Annotated in this window: 18 protein-coding genes; 2 read left to right on the plus strand and 16 right to left on the minus strand. The window is 76.0% G+C overall.

All coding sequences use genetic code 11. The annotated features are described in order from the left end of the window. Nucleotides 1-57 precede the first annotated feature (57 nt). Entirely contained in the window at nt 58-804 is a 747-nt protein-coding gene (locus ACI8AK_RS11630) for a thioesterase family protein (protein WP_456956347.1), read from the plus strand. A 31-nt stretch (nt 805-835) separates the two neighbouring features. Here ACI8AK_RS11630 and ACI8AK_RS11635 read toward each other — a convergent pair whose 3' ends face one another. Both ACI8AK_RS11635 and ACI8AK_RS11640 read right to left on the minus strand, forming a co-directional pair. Continuing rightward, a complete protein-coding gene (locus ACI8AK_RS11635; RefSeq protein WP_387991176.1) occupies nt 836-1,990 on the minus strand; it encodes an acyl-CoA dehydrogenase family protein in 1,155 nt (384 codons plus the stop codon). Next, nucleotides 1,987-2,850, minus strand: coding sequence for a hypothetical protein (locus tag ACI8AK_RS11640; protein WP_387991173.1), 864 nt, complete (start codon nt 2,848-2,850; stop codon nt 1,987-1,989). The genes ACI8AK_RS11635 and ACI8AK_RS11640 overlap by 4 nt, the downstream gene beginning before the upstream one ends. Nucleotides 2,851-2,948: 98 nt before the next feature. Here ACI8AK_RS11640 and ACI8AK_RS11645 point away from each other — a divergent pair, with 98 nt between their 5' ends. Then, nucleotides 2,949-4,025, plus strand: a complete 1,077-nt coding sequence (locus tag ACI8AK_RS11645) for an alkene reductase (protein ID WP_387991171.1) — start codon at nt 2,949-2,951, stop codon at nt 4,023-4,025. An 86-nt stretch (nt 4,026-4,111) separates the two neighbouring features. On the opposite strand, the gene ACI8AK_RS11650 is transcribed toward ACI8AK_RS11645, so the two are convergent. The 14 genes from ACI8AK_RS11650 to ACI8AK_RS11715 are packed head-to-tail and all read right to left on the minus strand — an operon-like array spanning nt 4,112 to nt 18,689. Then, nucleotides 4,112-4,537, minus strand: coding sequence for a VOC family protein (locus ACI8AK_RS11650; RefSeq protein WP_456956348.1), 426 nt, complete (start codon nt 4,535-4,537; stop codon nt 4,112-4,114). Further along, complete coding sequence (locus ACI8AK_RS11655) at nt 4,534-5,394, minus strand: TcmI family type II polyketide cyclase (RefSeq protein WP_387991166.1); 861 nt, start codon at nt 5,392-5,394, stop codon at nt 4,534-4,536. The genes ACI8AK_RS11650 and ACI8AK_RS11655 overlap by 4 nt, the downstream gene beginning before the upstream one ends. Further along, the gene (locus ACI8AK_RS11660; RefSeq protein WP_387991163.1) at nt 5,391-6,689 is read right to left on the minus strand and encodes a cytochrome P450 family protein; all 1,299 of its coding nucleotides are present in this window, start codon (nt 6,687-6,689) and stop codon (nt 5,391-5,393) included. Before ACI8AK_RS11660 ends, ACI8AK_RS11655 begins: the two co-directional genes overlap by 4 nt. Before the next feature lie 21 nt (nt 6,690-6,710). Beyond that, nucleotides 6,711-9,557, minus strand: a complete 2,847-nt coding sequence (locus ACI8AK_RS11665; RefSeq protein WP_456956349.1) for an FAD-dependent monooxygenase — start codon at nt 9,555-9,557, stop codon at nt 6,711-6,713. Beyond that, entirely contained in the window at nt 9,554-9,901 is a 348-nt protein-coding gene (locus ACI8AK_RS11670) for a putative quinol monooxygenase (RefSeq protein ID WP_456950018.1), read from the minus strand. Before ACI8AK_RS11670 ends, ACI8AK_RS11665 begins: the two co-directional genes overlap by 4 nt. Continuing rightward, a complete protein-coding gene (locus ACI8AK_RS11675) occupies nt 9,898-11,145 on the minus strand; it encodes a beta-ketoacyl synthase N-terminal-like domain-containing protein (protein ID WP_387991156.1) in 1,248 nt (415 codons plus the stop codon). Before ACI8AK_RS11675 ends, ACI8AK_RS11670 begins: the two co-directional genes overlap by 4 nt. Then, the gene (locus tag ACI8AK_RS11680) at nt 11,142-12,428 is read right to left on the minus strand and encodes a beta-ketoacyl-[acyl-carrier-protein] synthase family protein (RefSeq protein ID WP_456956351.1); all 1,287 of its coding nucleotides are present in this window, start codon (nt 12,426-12,428) and stop codon (nt 11,142-11,144) included. Before ACI8AK_RS11680 ends, ACI8AK_RS11675 begins: the two co-directional genes overlap by 4 nt. After that, nucleotides 12,425-12,850: a cupin domain-containing protein gene (locus ACI8AK_RS11685; RefSeq protein ID WP_456902054.1), complete on the minus strand. Its 426-nt coding sequence runs from the start codon at nt 12,848-12,850 to the stop codon at nt 12,425-12,427. Before ACI8AK_RS11685 ends, ACI8AK_RS11680 begins: the two co-directional genes overlap by 4 nt. A 19-nt stretch (nt 12,851-12,869) precedes the next feature. Next, nucleotides 12,870-13,826 (minus strand): ACP S-malonyltransferase, encoded by a 957-nt coding sequence (locus tag ACI8AK_RS11690; protein WP_387991147.1) that lies wholly within the window; start codon nt 13,824-13,826, stop codon nt 12,870-12,872. Continuing rightward, nucleotides 13,823-14,314, minus strand: a complete 492-nt coding sequence (locus ACI8AK_RS11695; RefSeq protein ID WP_456956353.1) for an SRPBCC family protein — start codon at nt 14,312-14,314, stop codon at nt 13,823-13,825. The genes ACI8AK_RS11690 and ACI8AK_RS11695 overlap by 4 nt, the downstream gene beginning before the upstream one ends. Nucleotides 14,315-14,340: 26 nt before the next feature. Continuing rightward, entirely contained in the window at nt 14,341-16,083 is a 1,743-nt protein-coding gene (locus ACI8AK_RS11700) for an acetyl-CoA carboxylase biotin carboxylase subunit (protein ID WP_456902052.1), read from the minus strand. Further along, nucleotides 16,080-16,631, minus strand: a complete 552-nt coding sequence (gene accB / locus ACI8AK_RS11705; protein WP_387991139.1) for an acetyl-CoA carboxylase biotin carboxyl carrier protein — start codon at nt 16,629-16,631, stop codon at nt 16,080-16,082. The genes ACI8AK_RS11700 and accB overlap by 4 nt, the downstream gene beginning before the upstream one ends. After that, entirely contained in the window at nt 16,618-18,378 is a 1,761-nt protein-coding gene (locus ACI8AK_RS11710) for an acetyl-CoA carboxylase carboxyltransferase subunit alpha (RefSeq protein ID WP_387991136.1), read from the minus strand. The genes accB and ACI8AK_RS11710 overlap by 14 nt, the downstream gene beginning before the upstream one ends. Next, entirely contained in the window at nt 18,375-18,689 is a 315-nt protein-coding gene (locus ACI8AK_RS11715; protein WP_387991358.1) for a TcmI family type II polyketide cyclase, read from the minus strand. Before ACI8AK_RS11715 ends, ACI8AK_RS11710 begins: the two co-directional genes overlap by 4 nt. Nucleotides 18,690-18,907 lie beyond the last annotated feature (218 nt).

The raw sequence follows: 18,907 nt of genomic DNA on the forward strand, positions 1-18,907 counted from the left end.
GGTGTACGGTCCTCCCGTCTCGGTTGGACAGTCCAACCGGGACGGGAGGAGGGACCCGTGACCGTCGTCGCTCTCGAGGCGCCGCTCGTCTTCGACCCGTCCTGGCGGTCGTTCACCCACGTGCAGGGCGGCCTGGTGGCCGGGCACCTGATGGCCGCCGCCGCGGACCGCACCGGCGCCGCGCCGCGGGCGGTCACCGCCCACCTGCTCGCCGGGGTGGAGCCGGGGGTGGAGACGGCGGTCGACGCCGTCCCCGACCGCACCGGCACCACCGGCAGCGTGCGGGCCACGATGAGCCAGCGGGGCCGGGTGCTCGCCGTCGCCCAGGTGCTCACGCTGGCCCGCCCGGCCTCCCCGGTCTCCGAGAGCGCCCCGCCGGCGCCCGGGCCGACCGTGCGCGAGGGCGTCCCGTTCCGGCTGCCGCGGGAGTTCGTGCCGATCGCCGACCACACCGAGATCCGCGCGCTCGGCACCTCCCGACCGCTGGCCGGCGGGCCCGAGCCGCGGCTGTCCGCGTGGGTGCGCATCGACGGCGACCTCGAGCCGCTGGTCCAGCTCGGCGTGCTGCTCGACGCGCTGCCGCCGTCGCTGTTCGCCGTCCGCACCACGCCGGCGGTGATGCCGACCGTCGAGCTCGCCGCGCACCTGGCCGGCCCGCCGCCGGGGACCGGCGCGTGGGTGCGGATCGACCAGGTCACCACCTGGGCCGACGCCGACGTCGCGGTCGACGACGCCGAGCTGCGCGCCGTCGACGGCTCCCTGGTCGCCCGGGCCCGCCAGACCCGCCGCCTGCTCGCGCGCTGAGCGGCGCGGCTCGCGTCCCGCGGGAGCGCCGTCAGTCCAGGCCGCCGCGGGCCACGAGCTGGCGGGCGATGACGTCGCGCTGGATCTCGTTGGTGCCCTCGCCGACGATCATGAGCGGGGCGTCGCGGAAGTAGCGCTCGACGTCGAACTCCGTGGAGTAGCCGTGCCCGCCGTGCACCCGGATGGCGTCCAGCGCCACCTTCATCGCCGTCTCGGACGCGAACAGCTTGGCCATGCCGGCCTCCATGTCCGACCGCTGCCCCGACTCGTGGCGCTCGGCCGCGTACAGGACCAGCTGGCGGGCGGCGGTGAGCGAGGTGGCCATGTCGGCGAGCAGGTTGCCCACCGCCTGGTGCCGCCAGATCGGGCGCCCGAAGCTCTCCCGCTCCTGGGCGTAGCGCAGTGCGTCGTCGAAGGCCGCCTGCCCGACGCCGAGCGCCCGCGCCGCCACCTGGATCCGGCCGGTCTCCAGCCCGGTCATCATCTGCGCGAACCCGCGGCCCTCCACCCCGCCGAGGACGGCGTCGGCCGGTGCCCGGTACCCGTCGAAGACCAGCTCGCAGCTCTCCACGCCCTTGTAGCCGAGCTTGGGCAGGTCCCGCGACACGGTCAGGCCGGGACCGTGCTCGACCAGCAGCACCGACACCCCGCGGTGCCGCGGCTGCGCCTGCGGGTCGGTCTTGCACAGCAGCGCCACCAGCTGCGACCGGCGCGCGTTGGTGATCCACGTCTTCGCGCCGTCGACGACCCAGCCCTCGCCGTCCCGCCGCGCGACGGTGCGCATCGCCTGCAGGTCCGACCCGCCGCCGGGCTCGGTGAGCGCCATCGTCGCGCGCACCTCGCCGGTGGCCATCCGCGGCAGCCAGCGGTCCTGCTGCTCCCGCGTCCCGAACGCCCGCAGCAGCCCGGCGACGACGGTGTGCCCGCCCATCGCCCCGGCAAGCGACATCCACCCGCGCGCGAGCTCCGCGGTGACCAGCGCGTAGCAGGGCATCGACACCGGCGCCCCGCCCCACGGCTCCGGGATCGCCAGGCCGAAGACGCCGAGCTCCTTCATCCGCCCGATCAGGGCCTCCGGGTACTCGTCCGCGTGCTCCAGCTCGCGCGCCACCGGCCGGACCTCGCGGTCGACGAAGGCGCGCACGGTGGCGACGACGTCCCGCTCCTCCGGGCTCAGCGCGGTCACCGGCGGGCCTCCGCGAGCACCGCGGTCCCGGTGACCGACGCCGGCTGCCCCACCGCCGCCGCGGTGAGCGCGAACCGGTCGCCGTCGAGCCGGCCGGTCGCCCGCACCGGCGTGCCCGCGTACGCCGGCCGGGTCAGCCGGTGGCCGAACGACGTGACGGACCGGTCCGGGGTGTGCCGGCGCGGCACCTCGAGCAGCAGCAGGGCGAGCAGCGGCCCGTGCACCACGAGGCCGGGGTGGCCCTCGACGCCGGTGGCGTAGGGCTGGTCGTAGTGGATGCGGTGCGCGTTGTAGGTCAGCGCGCTGAACCGGAACAGCAGCGGCGGGTCGGGCAGCACCTCGACCACGTGGTCGCCGTCGACGGCGGGCGACCCGGCGCCCGCCGGGGCGGGGGACGCGCCGGCCTCCTGGGAGCGGTAGACGACGTCCTGCTCCTCGGTGACCAGCAACGCGCCGTCCGCCCGGTACTCGCTGCGCACGGTGACCAGCAGCACCTCGCCGCTCCGGCCGGCCTTGACCTCGCACCGGGCCAGGGACGACGTCCGCTCGACGACGGCGCCCACCCGCAGCGGCGCGGCGACCTCCATCCGCCCGCCGGCGATCATCCGGCGCCGGTGCGGCAGCGGCGGGAGGAAGTGCCCGTCGCGGGGGTGGCCGTCGTCGCCGAGGTCGGCGGTGGCCGGCCGGTCGAGGAAGGTGAACCAGTGCCAGCCCGGCGGCAGCGGGTCGCCGTCGGCGAGGGGCGGCGCGGGCCGGTCGAGGACGGCGGCGAACGCGGCCGCGGGTCCGGGCAGGACCGGCGCGGCGTCGGTCAGCGGGCCCGGGGACCAGCCCGCGACGGCGTCGGACAGGAGGGACACGGCGTCATCGTGCCGGGTCACCGGCCGAGGGCACAGCGCCGCCTGTGACGCCGCCCGCATCCCGGAATGGCCCGGTCCCGCGGGGTGTCGGAACACCCGTGGACCTGTTCTCTCCCGTGAAGCTCGGCGACCTCGAGCTCGCCAACCGCGTGGCCATGGCGCCGCTGACCCGCATGCGATCCGGCAAGGAGGGTGTCCCCGGCGACCTCGTCGTCGAGCACTACGCGCAGCGCGCCTCGATCGGCCTCATCGTCACCGAGGGCACCTACCCGACCCACGAGGGCCAGGCGTTCGTCGGCCAGCCCGGCATCGTCACCGACGAGCAGGTGGCCGGCTGGCGCCGCGTCGCCGACGCCGTGCACGCCCGCGGCGGCCGGATCGTCGTGCAGGTGATGCACGGCGGCCGCGTGACCCACCCCGACGTCAACGGCGGCCGCCGCGTCGTCGCCCCCAGCGCCATCGCCATCCAGGGCGAGGGGCACACCGAGAAGGGCAAGCAGCCCTACCCGGTGCCGCACGCGCTGACCACCGACGAGGTGCGCCAGGTCGTCCGCGACTTCGTCCGCGCCGCCGAGCGCGCCGTCGAGGCCGGCCTGGACGGCGTCGAGATCCACGGCGCCAACGGCTACCTGCTGCACGAGTTCCTGTCCCCGGCGTCCAACGTCCGCGACGACGAGTACGGCGGCTCCCCGGAGAACCGCGCCCGCCTGGTGGTGGAGGTCGTCACCGCGGTGTCCGAGGCGATCGGCGCGGGCCGCGTGGGGCTGCGCATCTCGCCGGAGCACGACATCCAGGACGCCCTCGAGACCGACCGCGAGGACGTGCGCGCGACCTACGGCACGCTGGTCGACCAGCTGCGCCCGCTGGGCCTGGCCTACCTCTCCGTGCTGCACCGCGAGCCGGCCGGCGACCTGGTCCAGGAGCTGCGCAGCCGGTTCGGCGGGCACCTGATGGCCAACAGCGGCTTCGGTTCGGTCACCACCCGTGAGGAGGCGCTCGCGCTCATCGAGGCCGCCCACGCCGACGTCGTCGCCGTGGGCCGGGCGGTCATCGCCAACCCCGACCTGGTCGAGCGCTGGGCCGGCGAGCACCCGGAGAACGAGATCCGGCCGCACCTGTTCTACGCGTCCGGCGCCGAGGGCTACACCGACTACCCGGCGCTGCGCGCCGGCTGAGACGCCGCACGGACCGGGACCCCGGGTCCCCCTCCGCTCCTGGGAGGGGGACCCGGGGTCCCGGACCGTGCGGCTCGCGCCGGGTGTCAGCCGGGCCGCCGCGCACCCCCGGACGGGAAGTCGGCGGCGGGGTGCCGGTCGGAGCTGATGCCGAGCACGTTGCCGAACGGGTCGACGACGGCCACGCTGACGATCGGTCCGTGCGGCGTGAGCGGGATGTACTCCTTGGCGCCCATCGCGGTGAGCCGGTCGAGGACGGTCTCGAGGTCGTCGACCCGCCAGTACCCGACCGCGCCGCCGGTGCCCGGCGTCATGCCCGGCGGGGCGAAGGCGAGGTCGGCGATCGCCAGCGACGTCCCCCCGTCGACGGTGAACGTCGCGTAGCTGGGCCGCCCGCTGGGGCCGGGCCGGGTGAAGCGGGGCCCCGAGCCCAGCAGCTCCGTGTACCAGGCGACGGCCGCGGCCACGTCCTCGGCCCAGTAGGTGAGCGTGGCGATCCCGCGCAGGCTCACGCCGTCCCCTCCCGCGGCGTGGGCACCGGGTCCCCGGGCGCCCAGTCCGGTGCCGTCCAGCGGTGGAACACCCGGGCCACCGAGTCGCGCGGGCTCTGCCACGTCTCCGGGCGGTACGGGCTGACGTAGGGGGCGAGGTCCTGCATGACCTTGGCGAAGGCGGGCCGCATCGACTCGTGGTTCTCCCGCACGGCCGCGGCCTTGACCCGGTCCTGCTCCAGGAGGTGCACGAAGACGTCCTCCATCGAGTAGAGCCAGCGACCGGTGACGCCGGTCTCCGTCGGCAGCCCACCCGCGTCGGACGCGGCGAACACGCGGGCGATGTCCTCCTCGGTGCCCGGCCGCATCCGCTGGACGATCACGGTCATCTCCCGGTCGGGGGAGACCTCGCCCTCGGGCAGCCAGGTGTAGAAGTGCTTGGCCACCGAGTGCGACGGGTTCTGCCAGTAGCTGGGGTAGGGCGTCACGTAGGGCGCGATGACCTCGGCGATCTGCTGGAACGCCGGCAGACCGCGGCGCTGGCCGGAGACCTCCGGGTCCTCCTTGCGCTCGATGACGTGCAGGTACAGGCCCTCGTACGAGAGCAGGATCCGCCCGACGACGCCGAGGTCCTGCGGCCGGGTCGTCCGGTCGTAGTAGGCGAACACCGGCCCCACCTTGTCCTCGCTGCCGGGGACCATCCGGCAGACGATGACGTTGCGGAACGGCCGCCAGGAGCCGGAGGACCAGCTCGCGGGGGCCGTGGCCGTGGTCGCGAACTCGACCGTGTCGTTCGCCCACGGCGGTTCCGTGGGCGTCGAGGTGGCGTCGGCGGCGGGGTCTGCCGAGGGCGTCGCCGGCGGCGTGGTCTGGGTCATCGGGTGCCTCCTGGGGTGGGTGTGGGGGTGAAGCGCAGCGGCAGTGCGAGCAGACCGCGGAAGGCCGAGGCGGCAGGCAGCCACTGCAGCTCCTCCACGGGGACGTCGAGGCGCAGGTCGGGCAGCCGCAGCAGCACCTGCCGCAACGCCGTCGTCGCCTCCAGCCGGGCCAGCGCGGTGCCCAGGCAGTAGTGGATGCCGTGGCCGAAGGCCAGGTGCTGGGTGGGACCGCGCCCCAGGTCGAGGCGGTCGGGGTCCTCCGTGAGCGCCGGGTCGTGGTCGGCCGAGCTGAGGACGACGGTCACGATCGAGCCCTGCGGGATGGTCACGCCGCCGATCTCGAGGTCCTCGGTGGCGAACCGGAAGCTCGACACCGGCACCGACCCGTCGAAGCGCAGGAGCTCCTCCACGGCGTCGGGCACCCGGTCGAGGTCGGCGAGCAGCGCGGCCAGCTCCTCGGGGTGGGTCAGCAGCGCGACGACGGCGTTGCCGAGGAAGTCCGACGTCGTCTGGTAGCCCGCGAACAGCAGCAGGAAGCAGGTGGAGACCAGCTCCGCCTCGGATAGCCGGCCGTCGCCGTCGCGGGCGGCGATCAGACCGCTGACCAGGTCGTCGCCGGGCCGGGCGCGTTTGGCCGCCACCAGGCCGGTGAAGTAGGCGTGCAGCCGCTCCTGGGCCGCGCCGATCGCCGCCCGGTCCTCCTGCGGACTCCGCCCGCCGGTGCCCACGGTCCGGATCACCTGCGTGCCGGCGAGGATCTCCTCGTGGTCGGCCTCGGGGATGCCGAGCAGGTCGCCGATGACCGCCAGCGGCAGCCGCAGGGCGAACTCGTCGACGAACTCGGTGGACCCGCGCGGCGCGATCCGGTCGAGCAGCCCGGCGACGATCTGCTCGACCCGCGGGCGCATCGCCTCGATCCGCTTCGGGGTGAACGCCTGGGTCACCAGGCGGCGCAGCCGGGTGTGCTCGGGTGGGTCGGAGTTGAGCATGTTGGTGTTGATCTGCCGGGCCTTCTCGCCGAACACCGCGAGGTAGGTGTCGCCGGCCCGGTACAGGTCCTTGGACAGCCGCGGGTCCGACAGCGCCTGGCGGGCGTCGGCGTACCGGGTGACCAGGAACGAGTCGAAGCGGGGGGTGCGCACCTTGACCACCGGGCGCTCGGCGCGCAGCCGGGCGTAGACCGGGTAGGGGTCGGCGCGGAACTCCGGGGTGTAGATCTCCTGGCCCGGGACGACGTCGTCCGGGGGCGCGGTGTCCGGGGGTGCGGCCGGTCGGGGCTGCGCGGTCTGGGTCATGTCGGCTCCTGGGGGTGGCGGTCAGGGGGCGAAGACGCCGGCGAGGTGGTCGAGCAGGGCGGCCTCGTCCAGCGGGCGGCAGCGGAAGCCGACGTGGCCGTCGGGACGGACCAGGTAGGCCGCCGTCCCCGCGCCCGCGGTGCCGTAGGCGGCGGCGAAGGAGCCCTCGGCGTCGCGGACGACGGGCAGGTCGACGAGGAACGGCACCCGGGCGTCGGGAGCGGCCACGAGGTAGGCGCCCACCTCGCCCCGGGTCTGCTGCCGCACGCCGACGGCCAGCTTCTCCAGGTCCGACACCTGCTCCTCCGACGCGCCGGCGTCGACCGACAGCAGCAGCGTGGAGCGGGTGCCGCGGGTGAGGTCGAACAGCCGCAGCGGGTGGGCGACGCCGAAGCGCCGCAGCCCGTGCACGTCCGGCGCGCGGTGCCCGGGCTCGGGCCCGGCGGGGAAGCCGCCCGGGGCCGCCTCGCCCACCAGCGGGCTGCCGGCGTAGTTCATGGTCATCTGCATCTCGAGCAGGAACTGCGCCTTCTCGTCCTCCATGTCCATCTCGTCGGTGAACGCGATGGCCACGGCCCTGTCGACGATCATCTTCCCGGCGGGACGGCGCTCGCCCTCGTAGCTGTCGAGCAGCCCCGGCGCGGCCAGCCCGCGGACGGCGAGGGCCAGCTTCCAGCCGAGGTTCCAGGCGTCCTGGATGCCGGTGTTCATGCCCTGCCCGCCGGCCGGCGGGTGCAGGTGCGCGGCGTCGCCGGCGACGAAGACCCGCCCCTCGCGGTAGCGGTCGACGATGCCGTGCTTGATCCGGAAGATCGACGACCAGCGCAGGTTGCTCGCCGTCGTCCCGGGCGGGCCCAGGTCGTCGATGGCGGCCTGCATGTCGGCCAGCGTCGGCGGCTCGTACTCCTGCCAGAAGCCGGGCGGGACGACGCCGGAGCCGACCGCGTCCTGCCACCGCTGCGGGGCCAGGGTGGCGATCCGGTAGCGGTTGCGGCCCTTGAGCGGGACGCAGACGAGCATGCCGGTGAAGTCGTCCTCGTTCTCGATGCGCACGAACCGCACCAGGTGCCCGGCGGGCAGGTCCCAGTCGACGTCGACGTCCCCGAGCATGAACAGCTGCGGGAACATCGACAGCCCGCCCTCGAAGGCCAGCCCCAGCCCCGAGCGGACGGCGCTGTGCGCCCCGTCGCAGCCGACCAGGTACTGCGCCCGGGTGGTCTCCTCCTCGCCCGAGGCGTGCCGCAGCCGCGCGGTGACGCCCTCGTCGTCCTGGGAGAAGGCCACCAGCTCGACGCCGCGCTCGACGACCACCCCGAGGGAGGTCAGCCGCGCGCCGAGGAGCCGCTCGGTCTCGTACTGCGGCAGCCCGAGGTGGGCGTAGGGCAGCTCGTCGAGGCCGGCCCAGTCGACCTGGTGGGTCTGCACGCCGTTGACGAACACGGTCTGGCCGTGCAGCCAGATCCCGGCGTCCATCGCCTCGGTGACGATGCCCTGGTCCTCCCAGATCTCCATCGTCCGGCAGTGGATGCCGATCGCCTTGTCCGCCTGGGTGGAGGCCTCGGGGCGCTTGTCCACGACCCGGACGGCGACGCCGCGGCGGGCCAGCTCGATGGCGTGGGTGAGACCGGCCGGCCCGGCGCCGACGACGAGCACCTCGACCGCGCGTCCGGGGGTGCGCGAGGCGTCCCCGAGGTCGGCCGGCACCGGCAGCGCCGCCGCGGCGGCCGCGTGCTCGTCGTCGGGCTTCTCGACGAACTCTTGCACGCTGGCGCTGGGCACCGTGGTGACCGGCGGCCCGGCCACCGCCTCCAGGTCCGGCTCCGGCGCCACGGGGACCGCAGCGGGGACGGCGGCGGGGACGGGGGTGGGGACGGGGGTCGCCGACGGCGGCTCCGGGCGCACGCGCAGCGCGAACACCCGGCGGTCCTCGCCGCGGGCCAGCCAGCGGCCCAGCGGCCCGGCGGCCCAGTTGCCCGGCTCCGCCGCCCAGTCGGTGAAGTGCTGCTCGGACTCCCACTCGGCGACGACGTGGTAGCGCCGGCCGTCGGACTCGCGCAGCAGCTCCTCGCGGGCGTGGCCGGGGGCGCTGCGGGCCAGCTGCGCGGCGGCGAGGTAGGCCAGCTCGAAGGCCTCCTGCTCCCAGGGCTCGACGGCGACGGCGGAGTCGACGCGCACCCGCGCCACCTCGACGTCCCCGCCGGGCGGGGGCAGCGGCGGGAAGTCCGCGTCCGGATCGGTCCGCTGGCGGATCTGGAGCACCTCGCGCCGGAACTCCACCGAGTGCCAGCGGGCCAGCGGCGCGCCGGCCGCCATGTGCGAGGGGTCCTCGACCCACTGCACGAAGTCGTCCTCGGACTCCCACTCGGCGAAGATGTGGTAGCGCAGCCCGCTCGCGTCGCGCAGCAGCTCCTCGCGCACGTAGCCGCGCGAGTCGCCGATCCGCTGGGTGACCGTGGTGTAGGCGCGCTCGAAGGCCACCTGCTCGCCGGGCGCGACGCTGGTGGAGAAGTCGATGCGCACCGGCCGGCGCGGCTCGGCCGGCCGCACGGCCAGCACCGTGGACGTCTCGCGGGCGGTGTCCTCGCGCAGGTCGCGCAGCGCCGCGGTGAGGTCCTCCCGCGCGGCGCTGCGCTCGAAGGCGTCCGCCGCCGCCCGGTCGGTCCAGTCGCTGACGAAGCCGAACCAGCGGGGGTCGTCGGCGTCGCGCACCAGCTCCTGGCGCAGGTTGCCCGGCACCCGGGCCACCGCGGCCGCCGCCCGCTGCCAGGCCGCCGCGAAGGCGTCCTCGCAGCCCTCCCGGGCGCGCACCCGCAGGACCGTCCGCACCCCGGGGGCGGCCGCCCTCCCCCCGGTCCCCGGTGCCGTCATGCCGGGGCCTCCACCGGCCGCCCCGCGCCGGGGACGACGGCCAGCACCTCGTAGGTGTTGCGGGCGGCGTCCTCGCGCAGGTCGCGCAGCGCCTCGGTGAGCGTCTCCCGGGCGCTGCTGCGGCCGAACGCGTCGACGCTGGCGCGGTCGGTCCAGTCGCTGGTGATGACGAACGTGCGCGGGTCGTCGGCGTCGCGCACCAGCTCCTGGCGCAGGTTGCCCGGCACCCGGGCGATCTCGGCGGCCGCCCGCCGCCAGGCCGCCTCGAAGGCGGCCTCGCAGCCCTCGCGCGTCCGCATCCGCAGCATCGTGCGGATGCCGGCCTGCTCTCCCGCGGCGGTCACGCGGCCTCCTCCGCGCGGTGCCGGCGCAGCACCAGGCTGCTGTTGAAGCCGCCGGCGCCGCGGGCGAGGACCACCACGGTGGCCAGGTCCTGCACGCGGCCGGCGCGGACCAGGTCGACCCCCGGCGGCGTCTCGACCGGGTCGTCGAGGAAGGCGGTGCCGGGCACGATCCCGTCCCGCATCGCCAGCAGCGCCGTCGCCACGTTCAGCGCCGACCCGCCGGCCATGAGCCGGCCGGTCCACGACGACGGCGCGGTCACCGGCACCGGGGCCGCCCGCCCGCCGAACACCGCGCCGATCGCCTCCAGCTCCAGCCGGTCCAGCTCCGGGACGCCGGCGCCGTCGGCCACCACCAGGTCGACCTCGTCCGGGGAGACGCCGGCGTCGGCCAGCGACAGCCGGATCGCCCGGGCGTACTGCGTCGCGTCGGGCGCCGGGTCCTCGTGGTGGTGGGCGTCGTGGGTGGCGCCGTAGCCGGCGACCTCGCCCCACACCTTCGGGGCGCCGCGGGCCGCGGCCGCGCCGGGCTCCTCCAGCAGCAGGATCGCCCCGCCCTCGCCGACGACGTGCCCGTTGGCCCGCCGGTCGAAGGGCTTGTAGGCGTCCTCCGGGCGCCCGGCGCCCGACAGCCGGCCGCCGGTGGCCTGGCACAGCACCGCGTACGGGCACAGCCCGGCCTCGGTGCCGCCGACCAGCACCGCCGGGGTGCCGCGGCGGACCACCCGCCGCGCCCAGCCGATGCTGTCCAGCCCGCCCGCGCCCTCGGTGACGACGACGCCCGAGGGGCCCTTGAAGCCGTCGCGGATGGAGACCTGGCCGGTGGAGGCCGCGTAGAACCAGGCGATCGACTGGTAGGCGCCCACCGACCGGGGGCCCTTGGCCCACAGCCCCTGGATCTCGTGCTGGCTGAACTCGTTGCCGCCCGAGCCCGAGGCCAGGAACACCGACGTGGCGTAGACGTCGTCCTCGGGGGCGGTGTAGTCCGCGTCCTGCGCCGCGAGGGTGGCCGCCGCCAGCGACATCCACGTCCACCGGTCGGTCTGCACCATCAGCTGCGGCGAGACGTGGTCGGCGGGCACGAAGTCGCGCACCTGCCCGGCCAGCGGGACCCCGTAGCGGGCGGCGTCGAAGCCCTCCAGCGGCCGGATCGCCGGCTCCCCGCGGACCAGCGAGGCCCAGTGCTCCTCGACGCCGACCCCGGTGGGGGCGACGACGCCGATCCCGGTGACGAGCAGCCCGGTCACGACTCCCTCCGCGTGGGGCCGGCCAGCACGATCGCCGACTGGAACCCGCCGAAGCCGCTGCCCACGGAGATGGCGACGTCGACCTTCTGCTCCCGCGCCACCTTCGGCACGTAGTCGAGGTCGCACTCGGGGTCGGGCACCTCGTAGTTGGCCGTGGGCGGGAGCACGCCGCGCTGCACCGCCAGCGCGGTCGCGGCGATCTCGATGGACCCGATCGCGCCCAGCGAGTGCCCGACCATCGACTTGATCGAGCTCATCGCCACGCTGCCGGCGGCGGCGCCGAGGCTCTTCTTGACCGCCGCCGTCTCGTGCCGGTCGTTCTGCTTGGTCCCCGAGCCGTGCGCGTTGACGTAGCCGACCTCGTCCGGGGCGATGCGGCCCTGGTCCAGCGCCCGGGTGATGGCCTCGGCCATCTCGGTGCCGTCGGGCTTGAGCCCGGTCATGTGGAAGGCGTTGCAGCGGTTGGCGTAGCCGGTGATCTCGCAGTACACCTCCGCGCCGCGGCGGCGGGCGTGCCCGAGCTCCTCGAGCACGAGCACCGCCGCGCCCTCGCCCATGACGAACCCGTTGCGGCGGGCGTCGAAGGGCTTGGAGGCGTGCTCGGGGTCGTCGTTGCTGTCGGTGGTCGCCCGGATGGTGTCGAAGCAGGCCATCGAGATCGGCGAGATCGGGGCGTCGCTGGCCCCCGCGATGACGACGTCGGCGTCGCCGTCCTCGACCAGCTGCGCGCCGTAGCCGACCGCGTCGATGCCCGACGTGCAGCCGGTGGAGACGACGGTCGCCGGCCCGTGCGCGCCGAACCGGACGGCGAGCTCGGTGGCGCCGCAGCTCGGCACCAGCGCGGAGGCGAGGAACCGCGAGGCGTACCGCGGGTCGACCTCCCACAGCCGTCCCGAGTCGCTGACCTGCACGTACTCCTGCTCCAGGCGCATCGTCGCGCCGACCGCGCTGCCCAGCGTCACGCCGACGCGGTCGCCGTCCGGGCCGTCGTCGGCGCCGAAGCGCAGCCCGCTGTCGGCGACCGCCTCGTCGGCGGCGACCATCGCCATCTGGACGAAGCGGTCGTTGCGGTACACCTCGTGGGCGGTCAGGCCGAGCTTGCGGCCGTCGAAGTCCACCTCGGCGGCCACCTGGGAGCGGAACCGGGACGGGTCGAAGAAGGTGATCCGGCGGGTCGCCGTCCGCCCCTCGGTGAGCATGTCCCAGAAGCCCTCGCGGCCCATCGACCCGGGGGCGACCACCCCGATCCCGGTGACGACGACCCGGCGCCGGTCGGTGCTCACCGCACGCCCGGGGGCAGCTCGGTGTCCACGTGGCCCAGCTCCGGCCGCGGGGCCAGCGGACCGCACAGGAAGACGAACGTCGCCGTCGTGCCCGTGTCGTTGACGATCCGGTGCCGCACGCCGATCGGGATGTGGACGGCGGACTCGCCGACCAGGCGGCGCTCCTCGCCGTCGAGGGTGATCAGGACGTCGCCCTCCTGGCAGTAGAGGAACTCCTCCGAGTACGGGTGCCAGTGCTCGGTCACGACCTCGCCGGGCTCGAGGGTGAGCGTGCCCATGAAGCCGGCGGTCGAGCCGACGCTGGCCGGGGACAGCAGCACCCGGATGTCCCCGCCGCGGCGGCGGTTGGGCGCGGTGTCGGCGCGGTGGACGGTGGGGCCGCAGCGCGTCGGGGTGGCCGGCGCGTGCTGGATCGTCGTCATGTCTCTCCTCGGGAGCGGGTCAGGTGGGGACCGAGCCCGCGAGCGCGGGACCCGGGACGGCGGTGGGGACGGGGGTGCCCGGCCCCGCCGCCAGGTGGACGGGCAGGTGCGGGTGCACCTGGGCGACCAGCGGCCCGAGCACCGGGACGGCGCCGATCTCGACGACGGACGTCGCGCCGGCACCGGCCAGCGCCCGGGAGGTGGCCTCCCAGAGCACCGGTGCGGTGAGGTGGCGGCGCAGCGCCGAGCGCAGCCGACCGGGGTCACGGGTCGGCTCGCCGTCGGCGTTGGGGACGACGGGCACCAGCGGGGCCGACCAGTCCAGGTCGGCCAGCGCGGTCGCCAGGTGCGCGGCGACCGGCTCCATCAGCGGCCCGTGGCACGGCGCCCGGCCGGGCAGCCGGACCAGTTCCAGGCCCGCCTCGCGGACGACCTCGGCCGCGCGGGCGAGCTCGGTGCGGCCGCCGGAGAGCACCGTGCGCTGCGGGGCGTCGAGGGCGGCGACGCACAGCGGGCCGTCGTCGCCGACCGCCGCGACGGCGGCGCGGGCCACCTGCTCGGCGCCGGGGCCGAGGACGGCGGCCAGGCCCGCGCAGGAGGGCCGGGGTGCCAGGCACAGCAGCTCGGCGCGCCAGTGCACCAGCTCGACGACCTGGTCGAGCTCGAGGGCGCCGGCGGCGACGAGGGCGGCGAACTCGCCCACGCCGTGCCCGGCGACGACCGCCGGGAACAGCCCGCGGGCGGTCAGGCTGCGGAAGCCGGCCACCCCAGTCACGACGACCTCGAGGTGCGCCGCGACGGGGTCGGGGGCGGTCGCGGGGTCCCGCCACCAGGCGGCGACGTCGCGGCCGACGACGGCGTCGACCTCGGACACGGTGGCCGCGGCCACCGGGTCGGCCAGCCACGGGTCGACCATGCCCGGGCGGGAGCCCTCCTCCCCGGGCAGGACGACCGCGGGACCCCGCGGCGCGGTCACCCCACCGCTCCCCGGGTCGCGGCCGCCTCGACCTTGTCCCGGATGATCCCCATCTGGACCTTGCTGTTCGCGTCGATCCGCCGGGTCATCGTCTCGGTGTCGACCGGTGCCTCCGGCCGCATCCGGAAGTCCTGCACCCAGCGCATCCGGGTGCCGCCGTCCTCGGCCGTGTAGCTCCAGTGGATGTCCATGAACTCGAACGGGCCGGGCTCCACGCGGCGCGCGCGCACCTCGTAGGTGGCCGGGTCGAGGGTCCGCTCGGACACCCAGCTCCACACCCGCCCGGACTCGTCCGGGTGCATGGTCAGCCGGAACCGGAACCAGGTGTCGGTGGACTCCAGGATCTCGACGCTGCGGTACTCGGTGAACAGGTCCGGCCAGGACCGCAGGTCGTTGGTCATCGACCAGACGTGGTCGAGGTCGGCGTGGATGAGGATCGAGTTGTCGGTGTGGCCCACGGTCAGGCCGGGCTCGACGGTGCTGCTCATGGGGGCGCTCCGTTCGGGACGGGGGATCAGGCCGGCTGCGCCTGGGCCGCGGACACGGCCCGGACGATCTCGCCGAACGTGTAGTTGTCGGGGCTGTCGTCGGGCATCGCGGTGCCGAAGCGGTCCTGCAGCTCGGTCTGCATGGACAGGAAGGCCAGCGAGTCCAGGCCGACGTCGGCGAAGCGGGCGTCGGGGTCGTCGGTGTGCGCCTCGGCCGGCAGGCCCGCCTTCTCGGTGAGCAGCTGCATGAGGTCGGCCTGGGTGAACGGGGCAGCGGACATGGGAGGGTCCTCCTCGGGACGGGAGTGGGGGACGGGCACCGGACCGGCGGGGTCGCCGGCCGGGACGAGGTGCAGCGCGCCGCGCGCGGCGGGCAGGGCCGGCTCCCGGGACGCGGCGATGGCCGCGGCGCGGGCCACGAGGTCGGGCAGCCGGCGGTCGAGGAACTGGACGTCGTGCCGGTCGGCGCGCACGTCGGGGTCGCGCAGCAGCGCGCGGTGCAGGGCGGCGGTGGTGTGCACGCCGGGGCCCTCGACGCGCAGCTCGGCCAGCGCCCGGTCCATCCGCCGCACGGCCTGCTCGCGGTCGGGCGCCCAGACGACGAGCTTGCCCAGCAGCGAGTCGTAGTGCGGGCTGACCTCGTCGCCCTGGCGGTAGCCGGTGTCGAAGCGGGTCCACGGGCCGTCGGGGACGCGCAGCACGTCGAGCCGGCCGGGTGCGGGGGCGAACCCGCGGGCGGGGTCCTCGGCGTTGATCCGGCACTCGATCGCCGCGCCGCGCACGACGACGTCCTCCTGCCGCAGCCCCAGCCGCTCCCCGCCGGCCACCAGCAGCTGCTCGCGGACCAGGTCCACGCCGGTCAGCAGCTCGGTGACCGGGTGCTCGACCTGGATGCGGGCGTTCATCTCCATGAAGTAGGCGCGCCCGGCGTCGTCGACGAGGAACTCCACGGTCCCGGCGCCGCTGTAGCCGACCGACAGCGCGCCGCGGACCGCCATCTCGCCGAGCCCGGCCCGCTGCTCGGGCGTGAGGTGCCCGGCCGGGCCCTCCTCCAGCAGCTTCTGGTGCCGCCGCTGCAGCGAGCAGTCGCGCTCGCCGAGGTACACGCCGTTGCCGTGGGCGTCGCAGAGCACCTGGACCTCGACGTGCCGGGCGCCGGACAGGTAGCGCTCGACGTAGACGGTGGGGTCGCGGAACACCGCCCGGGCGACGGTGCGGGTGGTGGCGAACGCCTCGGCGAAGTCGGCGGGGTCGTGCACCACCGTCATCCCCCGGCCGCCGCCGCCGGCCGCGGCCTTGATGATCACCGGGTAGCCGATCTCCGCGGCGACGGCCAGGCCCTCCTCGGCGGTGCGCACCGGGTCCACCACGCCGGGCAGCAGCGGCAGGCCGGCCGCGGCCATCAGCCGCCGCGCGGTGGCCTTGTTGCCCATCTGCTGCATGACCTCCGGCGGCGGGCCGACGAAGGTCAGCCCCTCGGCCTCGCAGATCTCGGCGAAGTCGGGGTCCTCGGAGAGGAAGCCGTAGCCGGGGTGCACCGCGTCGGCGCCGCTGCGCAGCGCCGCCTCGACGACGTTGGGCACGTGCAGGTAGCTGGCCCGCGGCGCCGGCGGGCCGATGTGCACGGCCTCGTCGGCCATCTCGACGACGGCGGAGCGCCGGTCGGCCGTGGAGTACACGGCGACGACCTCGATGCCGAGCTCCCGGCAGGCGCGGGCGACCCGGACGGCGATCTCGCCGCGGTTGGCGACCAGCAGCCGGCCGATCACCTCGGTCCCCCGGACGGGCGCAGCAGCACCAGGACCTGGTCGTACTCGACCGACTCGGCGTCGCCGACCCGGATCTCCGCCACCGCGCCCGCGGCGTCGGCCACGATCGGGTTCATCAGCTTCATCGCCTCGACGATCCCGAGCGTCTGGCCGGCCTCGACCTCGTCGCCGACCCGCACGAACGGCTCCGCGCCGGGGGAGGGCGCGGCGTAGAAGGTGCCCACCAGCGGCGCCCGGACGGCGATCGTGCCCTCGGGGACCTCCGGCTCCTCGCCCGCCGGCTCCGGGACCGCGGCCGGCCCGGAGGGCGCGGCGACGGCCTGCAGCCCGCCGGGCACCGGGGCCGGCGCGGCGGCCGCGGGGACGGCGTCGGCCGCCCACTCCACCTCGACGGCGCGGTCGCCGCTGCGGACGGTCAGCCGGCGCAGCGGCCCGGGCAGGGCGCGGGCGAGCTCGACCACCTCGTGGTGCAGGCCACTGGTCTCGTCCCCGGCCACGGGCTCCTCCGCCGCCTGTCCCGGCCGCGCCGGCAGCTCAGCGGGCCGCATCCCCGCCACCTCCCTCGGGCGCGGGCCCGACGACGCGCAGCGGCCGGTCGCCGTCGCCGCCGATGCGGGCCAGCCGGGCGGCCCGGGTGCCGAGCAGGGTGCCGACGTCGAGCCGGGCGAGCTCGTCGAGCTCGCGCACGAGCGCGGCGCGGACCAGGCCGGCGGCCGCGAGCGGGTCGGCGTCCGCGCCGCCAGGTGGCTCGGGCACCACCGAGGTGGCGATGCCGCTGGCCCGCAGGTGCGCCGCGCCCAGGCGCATGGCCCGTGCGGCGGTGGGCGCGGCGGTCGCCGTCCGCCAGAGGATCGCGGCGCAGCCCTCCGGGCTGATCACCGACAGGTAGGCGTTCTCCAGGACCAGCAGCCGGTCGGAGGTGCACAGCGCCAGCGCCCCGCCGCTGCCGCCCTCGCCGGTCAGCACCGCGACCACGGGCACCCGCAGCCGGCTGCTGCGCATGATGGTCTCGGCGATCGCGTGCGCCTGGCCGCGCTCCTCGGCCGCCGGCCCGGGGTGCGCGCCGGGCGTGTCGACCAGCGTGACCACCGGCAGGCCGAAGGTCTCGGCGTGCGCCATGAGCCGCATCGCCTTGCGGTAGCCCTCGGGGTGCGGCATGCCGAAGTTGCGCGCCACCCGCTCGCGCACCGAGTGGCCCTTCTCGTGGCCGATCACCACGACCGGGCGCCCGTCGAGGACGGCGACCCCGCCGACGACGGCCGGGTCGTCGGCGAACGCGCGGTCGCCGTGCAGCTCGACGAAGTCGTCGAAGACGGTGTGCAGGTAGTCCAGCGTCGTGGGCCGGCCCGCGACCCGGGCCCGCTGGACGACGTCCCAGGCGTCCGCGTCCTCGGCGCCGTCGCCCGCCGGTGCGTCGTCCCGGGGCACCTCCGGCGCCGGCACCGGGGCGGCGGCCGGGGGAGGAGCGGGACGGCGGCCGTGCAGCTCGAGCAGCCGCACCAGCAGCGGGCGCAGCTCCGCGCGGCTCTCCACCCGGTCGACCAGGCCGTGGGCCAGCAGGAACTCCGCCGTCTGGAAGTCGCTGGGCAGCTCGGCCCGGATGGTCTCCTGCACCACCCGCGGGCCGGCGAAGCCGACGTGCGCGCCCCGCTCCCCGACCAGGACGGCGGCCAGGGTGGCGAACGACGCCGACACCCCGCCGTAGGTGGGGTCGGTGAGCACGCAGACCGACAGGAGGCCGGACTCGTGCAGCTGGGCGAAGGCGTGGCTGACCCGCGCCATCTGGAACAGCGAGAACACGCCCTCCTGCATGCGGGCGCCGCCGCTGGCGCAGACGGTCACCAGGGGCAGGCCGCGCTGCAGGGCGAGGTCCGCGGCCGCGCTGACGCGGCGGCCCACCTCGATGCCCATGCTGCCGCCGAGGAAGCCGAAGTCCATCGCGGCGAGGACCACCGGGGTGCCGCCGATGCGGGCGGTGCCGAGGACGACGGCCTCGCTCTCGCCGGAGCGGGCGGCGGCCTCGTGCAGCCGGTCGCGGTAGTCGCGCAGGTCGGTGAAGTCCAGCGGGTCGGCGGGCCCGGGCGGGCAGGCGTGCTCGTCGAAGCTGCCGTCGTCGGCCAGCAGCGCGATCCTCGCGCGGGCGCCCAGCCGCAGGTGGTGGTCGCACTCGGGGCAGACCGACAGGTTGCGGTCCAGGCGCTTGCGGTAGAGCAGCCAGCCGCAGCTGGGGCAGCTCACCCAGTCGACCGACCCGGGCGCCGCGGCGTGCGGCCGGGCCGGCGTCGTCGCGGTCACGACCGCTCCGCCGACCACTCGTAGAACCGGCGCGCCATGGCGTCCCGCGGCGACCGCCAGTTCGGGTCGTAGGCGACGATGTAGGGCCGCAGCTCCTCGCTGACCGCCCGGAACGCCGGCAGCGACTGGGCGACCGCCATGGCCTCCTGCTCGGGGCGGTCGAACTCGATCAGGTGCACGTAGAGGTCGTGGAAGGTGAACAGCTGCCGGCGCCGCACCCCGATCTCGTACGGCATCGACGTCGCGTCGGAGCGGGCGAAGACGTCGGCGACCTTGTCCGCGTCGGCGGGGGTCATCCTCGCGATGATCATCGTCTGGTGCACGGGCACTCCAGCGTCGCTGTGGGCCGGCAGGGAGCCGGCGGACCGGTGCGGCCGGCGGGCCGGGACGGATGCCCGAGGACGCTAGGGCGGCGGGACGGCCGTCCGACAGCGCCACGGGTCGGATCCGTCGCGCCCGTCCCGGGGAGGGGACGCCCGGTCGCGAGGGTGCGCACCGGCGGGATGGGTGGCCCGTCCCGGGGTCCAGC

The organism is Geodermatophilus sp. SYSU D00867 (assembly GCF_054050315.1).

Excerpts from the sequence above, each read along its gene's own strand:
- ACI8AK_RS11655 (WP_387991166.1), bottom strand. The coding sequence starts at position 5,394 with ATGACCCAGACCACGCCGCCGGCGACGCCCTCGGCAGACCCCGCCGCC.
- ACI8AK_RS11660 (WP_387991163.1), bottom strand. The coding sequence starts at position 6,689 with ATGACCCAGACCGCGCAGCCCCGACCGGCCGCACCCCCGGACACCGCG.
- accB (WP_387991139.1), bottom strand. The coding sequence starts at position 16,631 with ATGCGGCCCGCTGAGCTGCCGGCGCGGCCGGGACAGGCGGCGGAGGAG.
- ACI8AK_RS11715 (WP_387991358.1), bottom strand. The coding sequence starts at position 18,689 with ATGATCATCGCGAGGATGACCCCCGCCGACGCGGACAAGGTCGCCGAC.
- ACI8AK_RS11665 (WP_456956349.1), bottom strand. The coding sequence starts at position 9,557 with ATGACGGCACCGGGGACCGGGGGGAGGGCGGCCGCCCCCGGGGTGCGG.
- ACI8AK_RS11695 (WP_456956353.1), bottom strand. The coding sequence starts at position 14,314 with ATGAGCAGCACCGTCGAGCCCGGCCTGACCGTGGGCCACACCGACAAC.
- ACI8AK_RS11685 (WP_456902054.1), bottom strand. The coding sequence starts at position 12,850 with ATGACGACGATCCAGCACGCGCCGGCCACCCCGACGCGCTGCGGCCCC.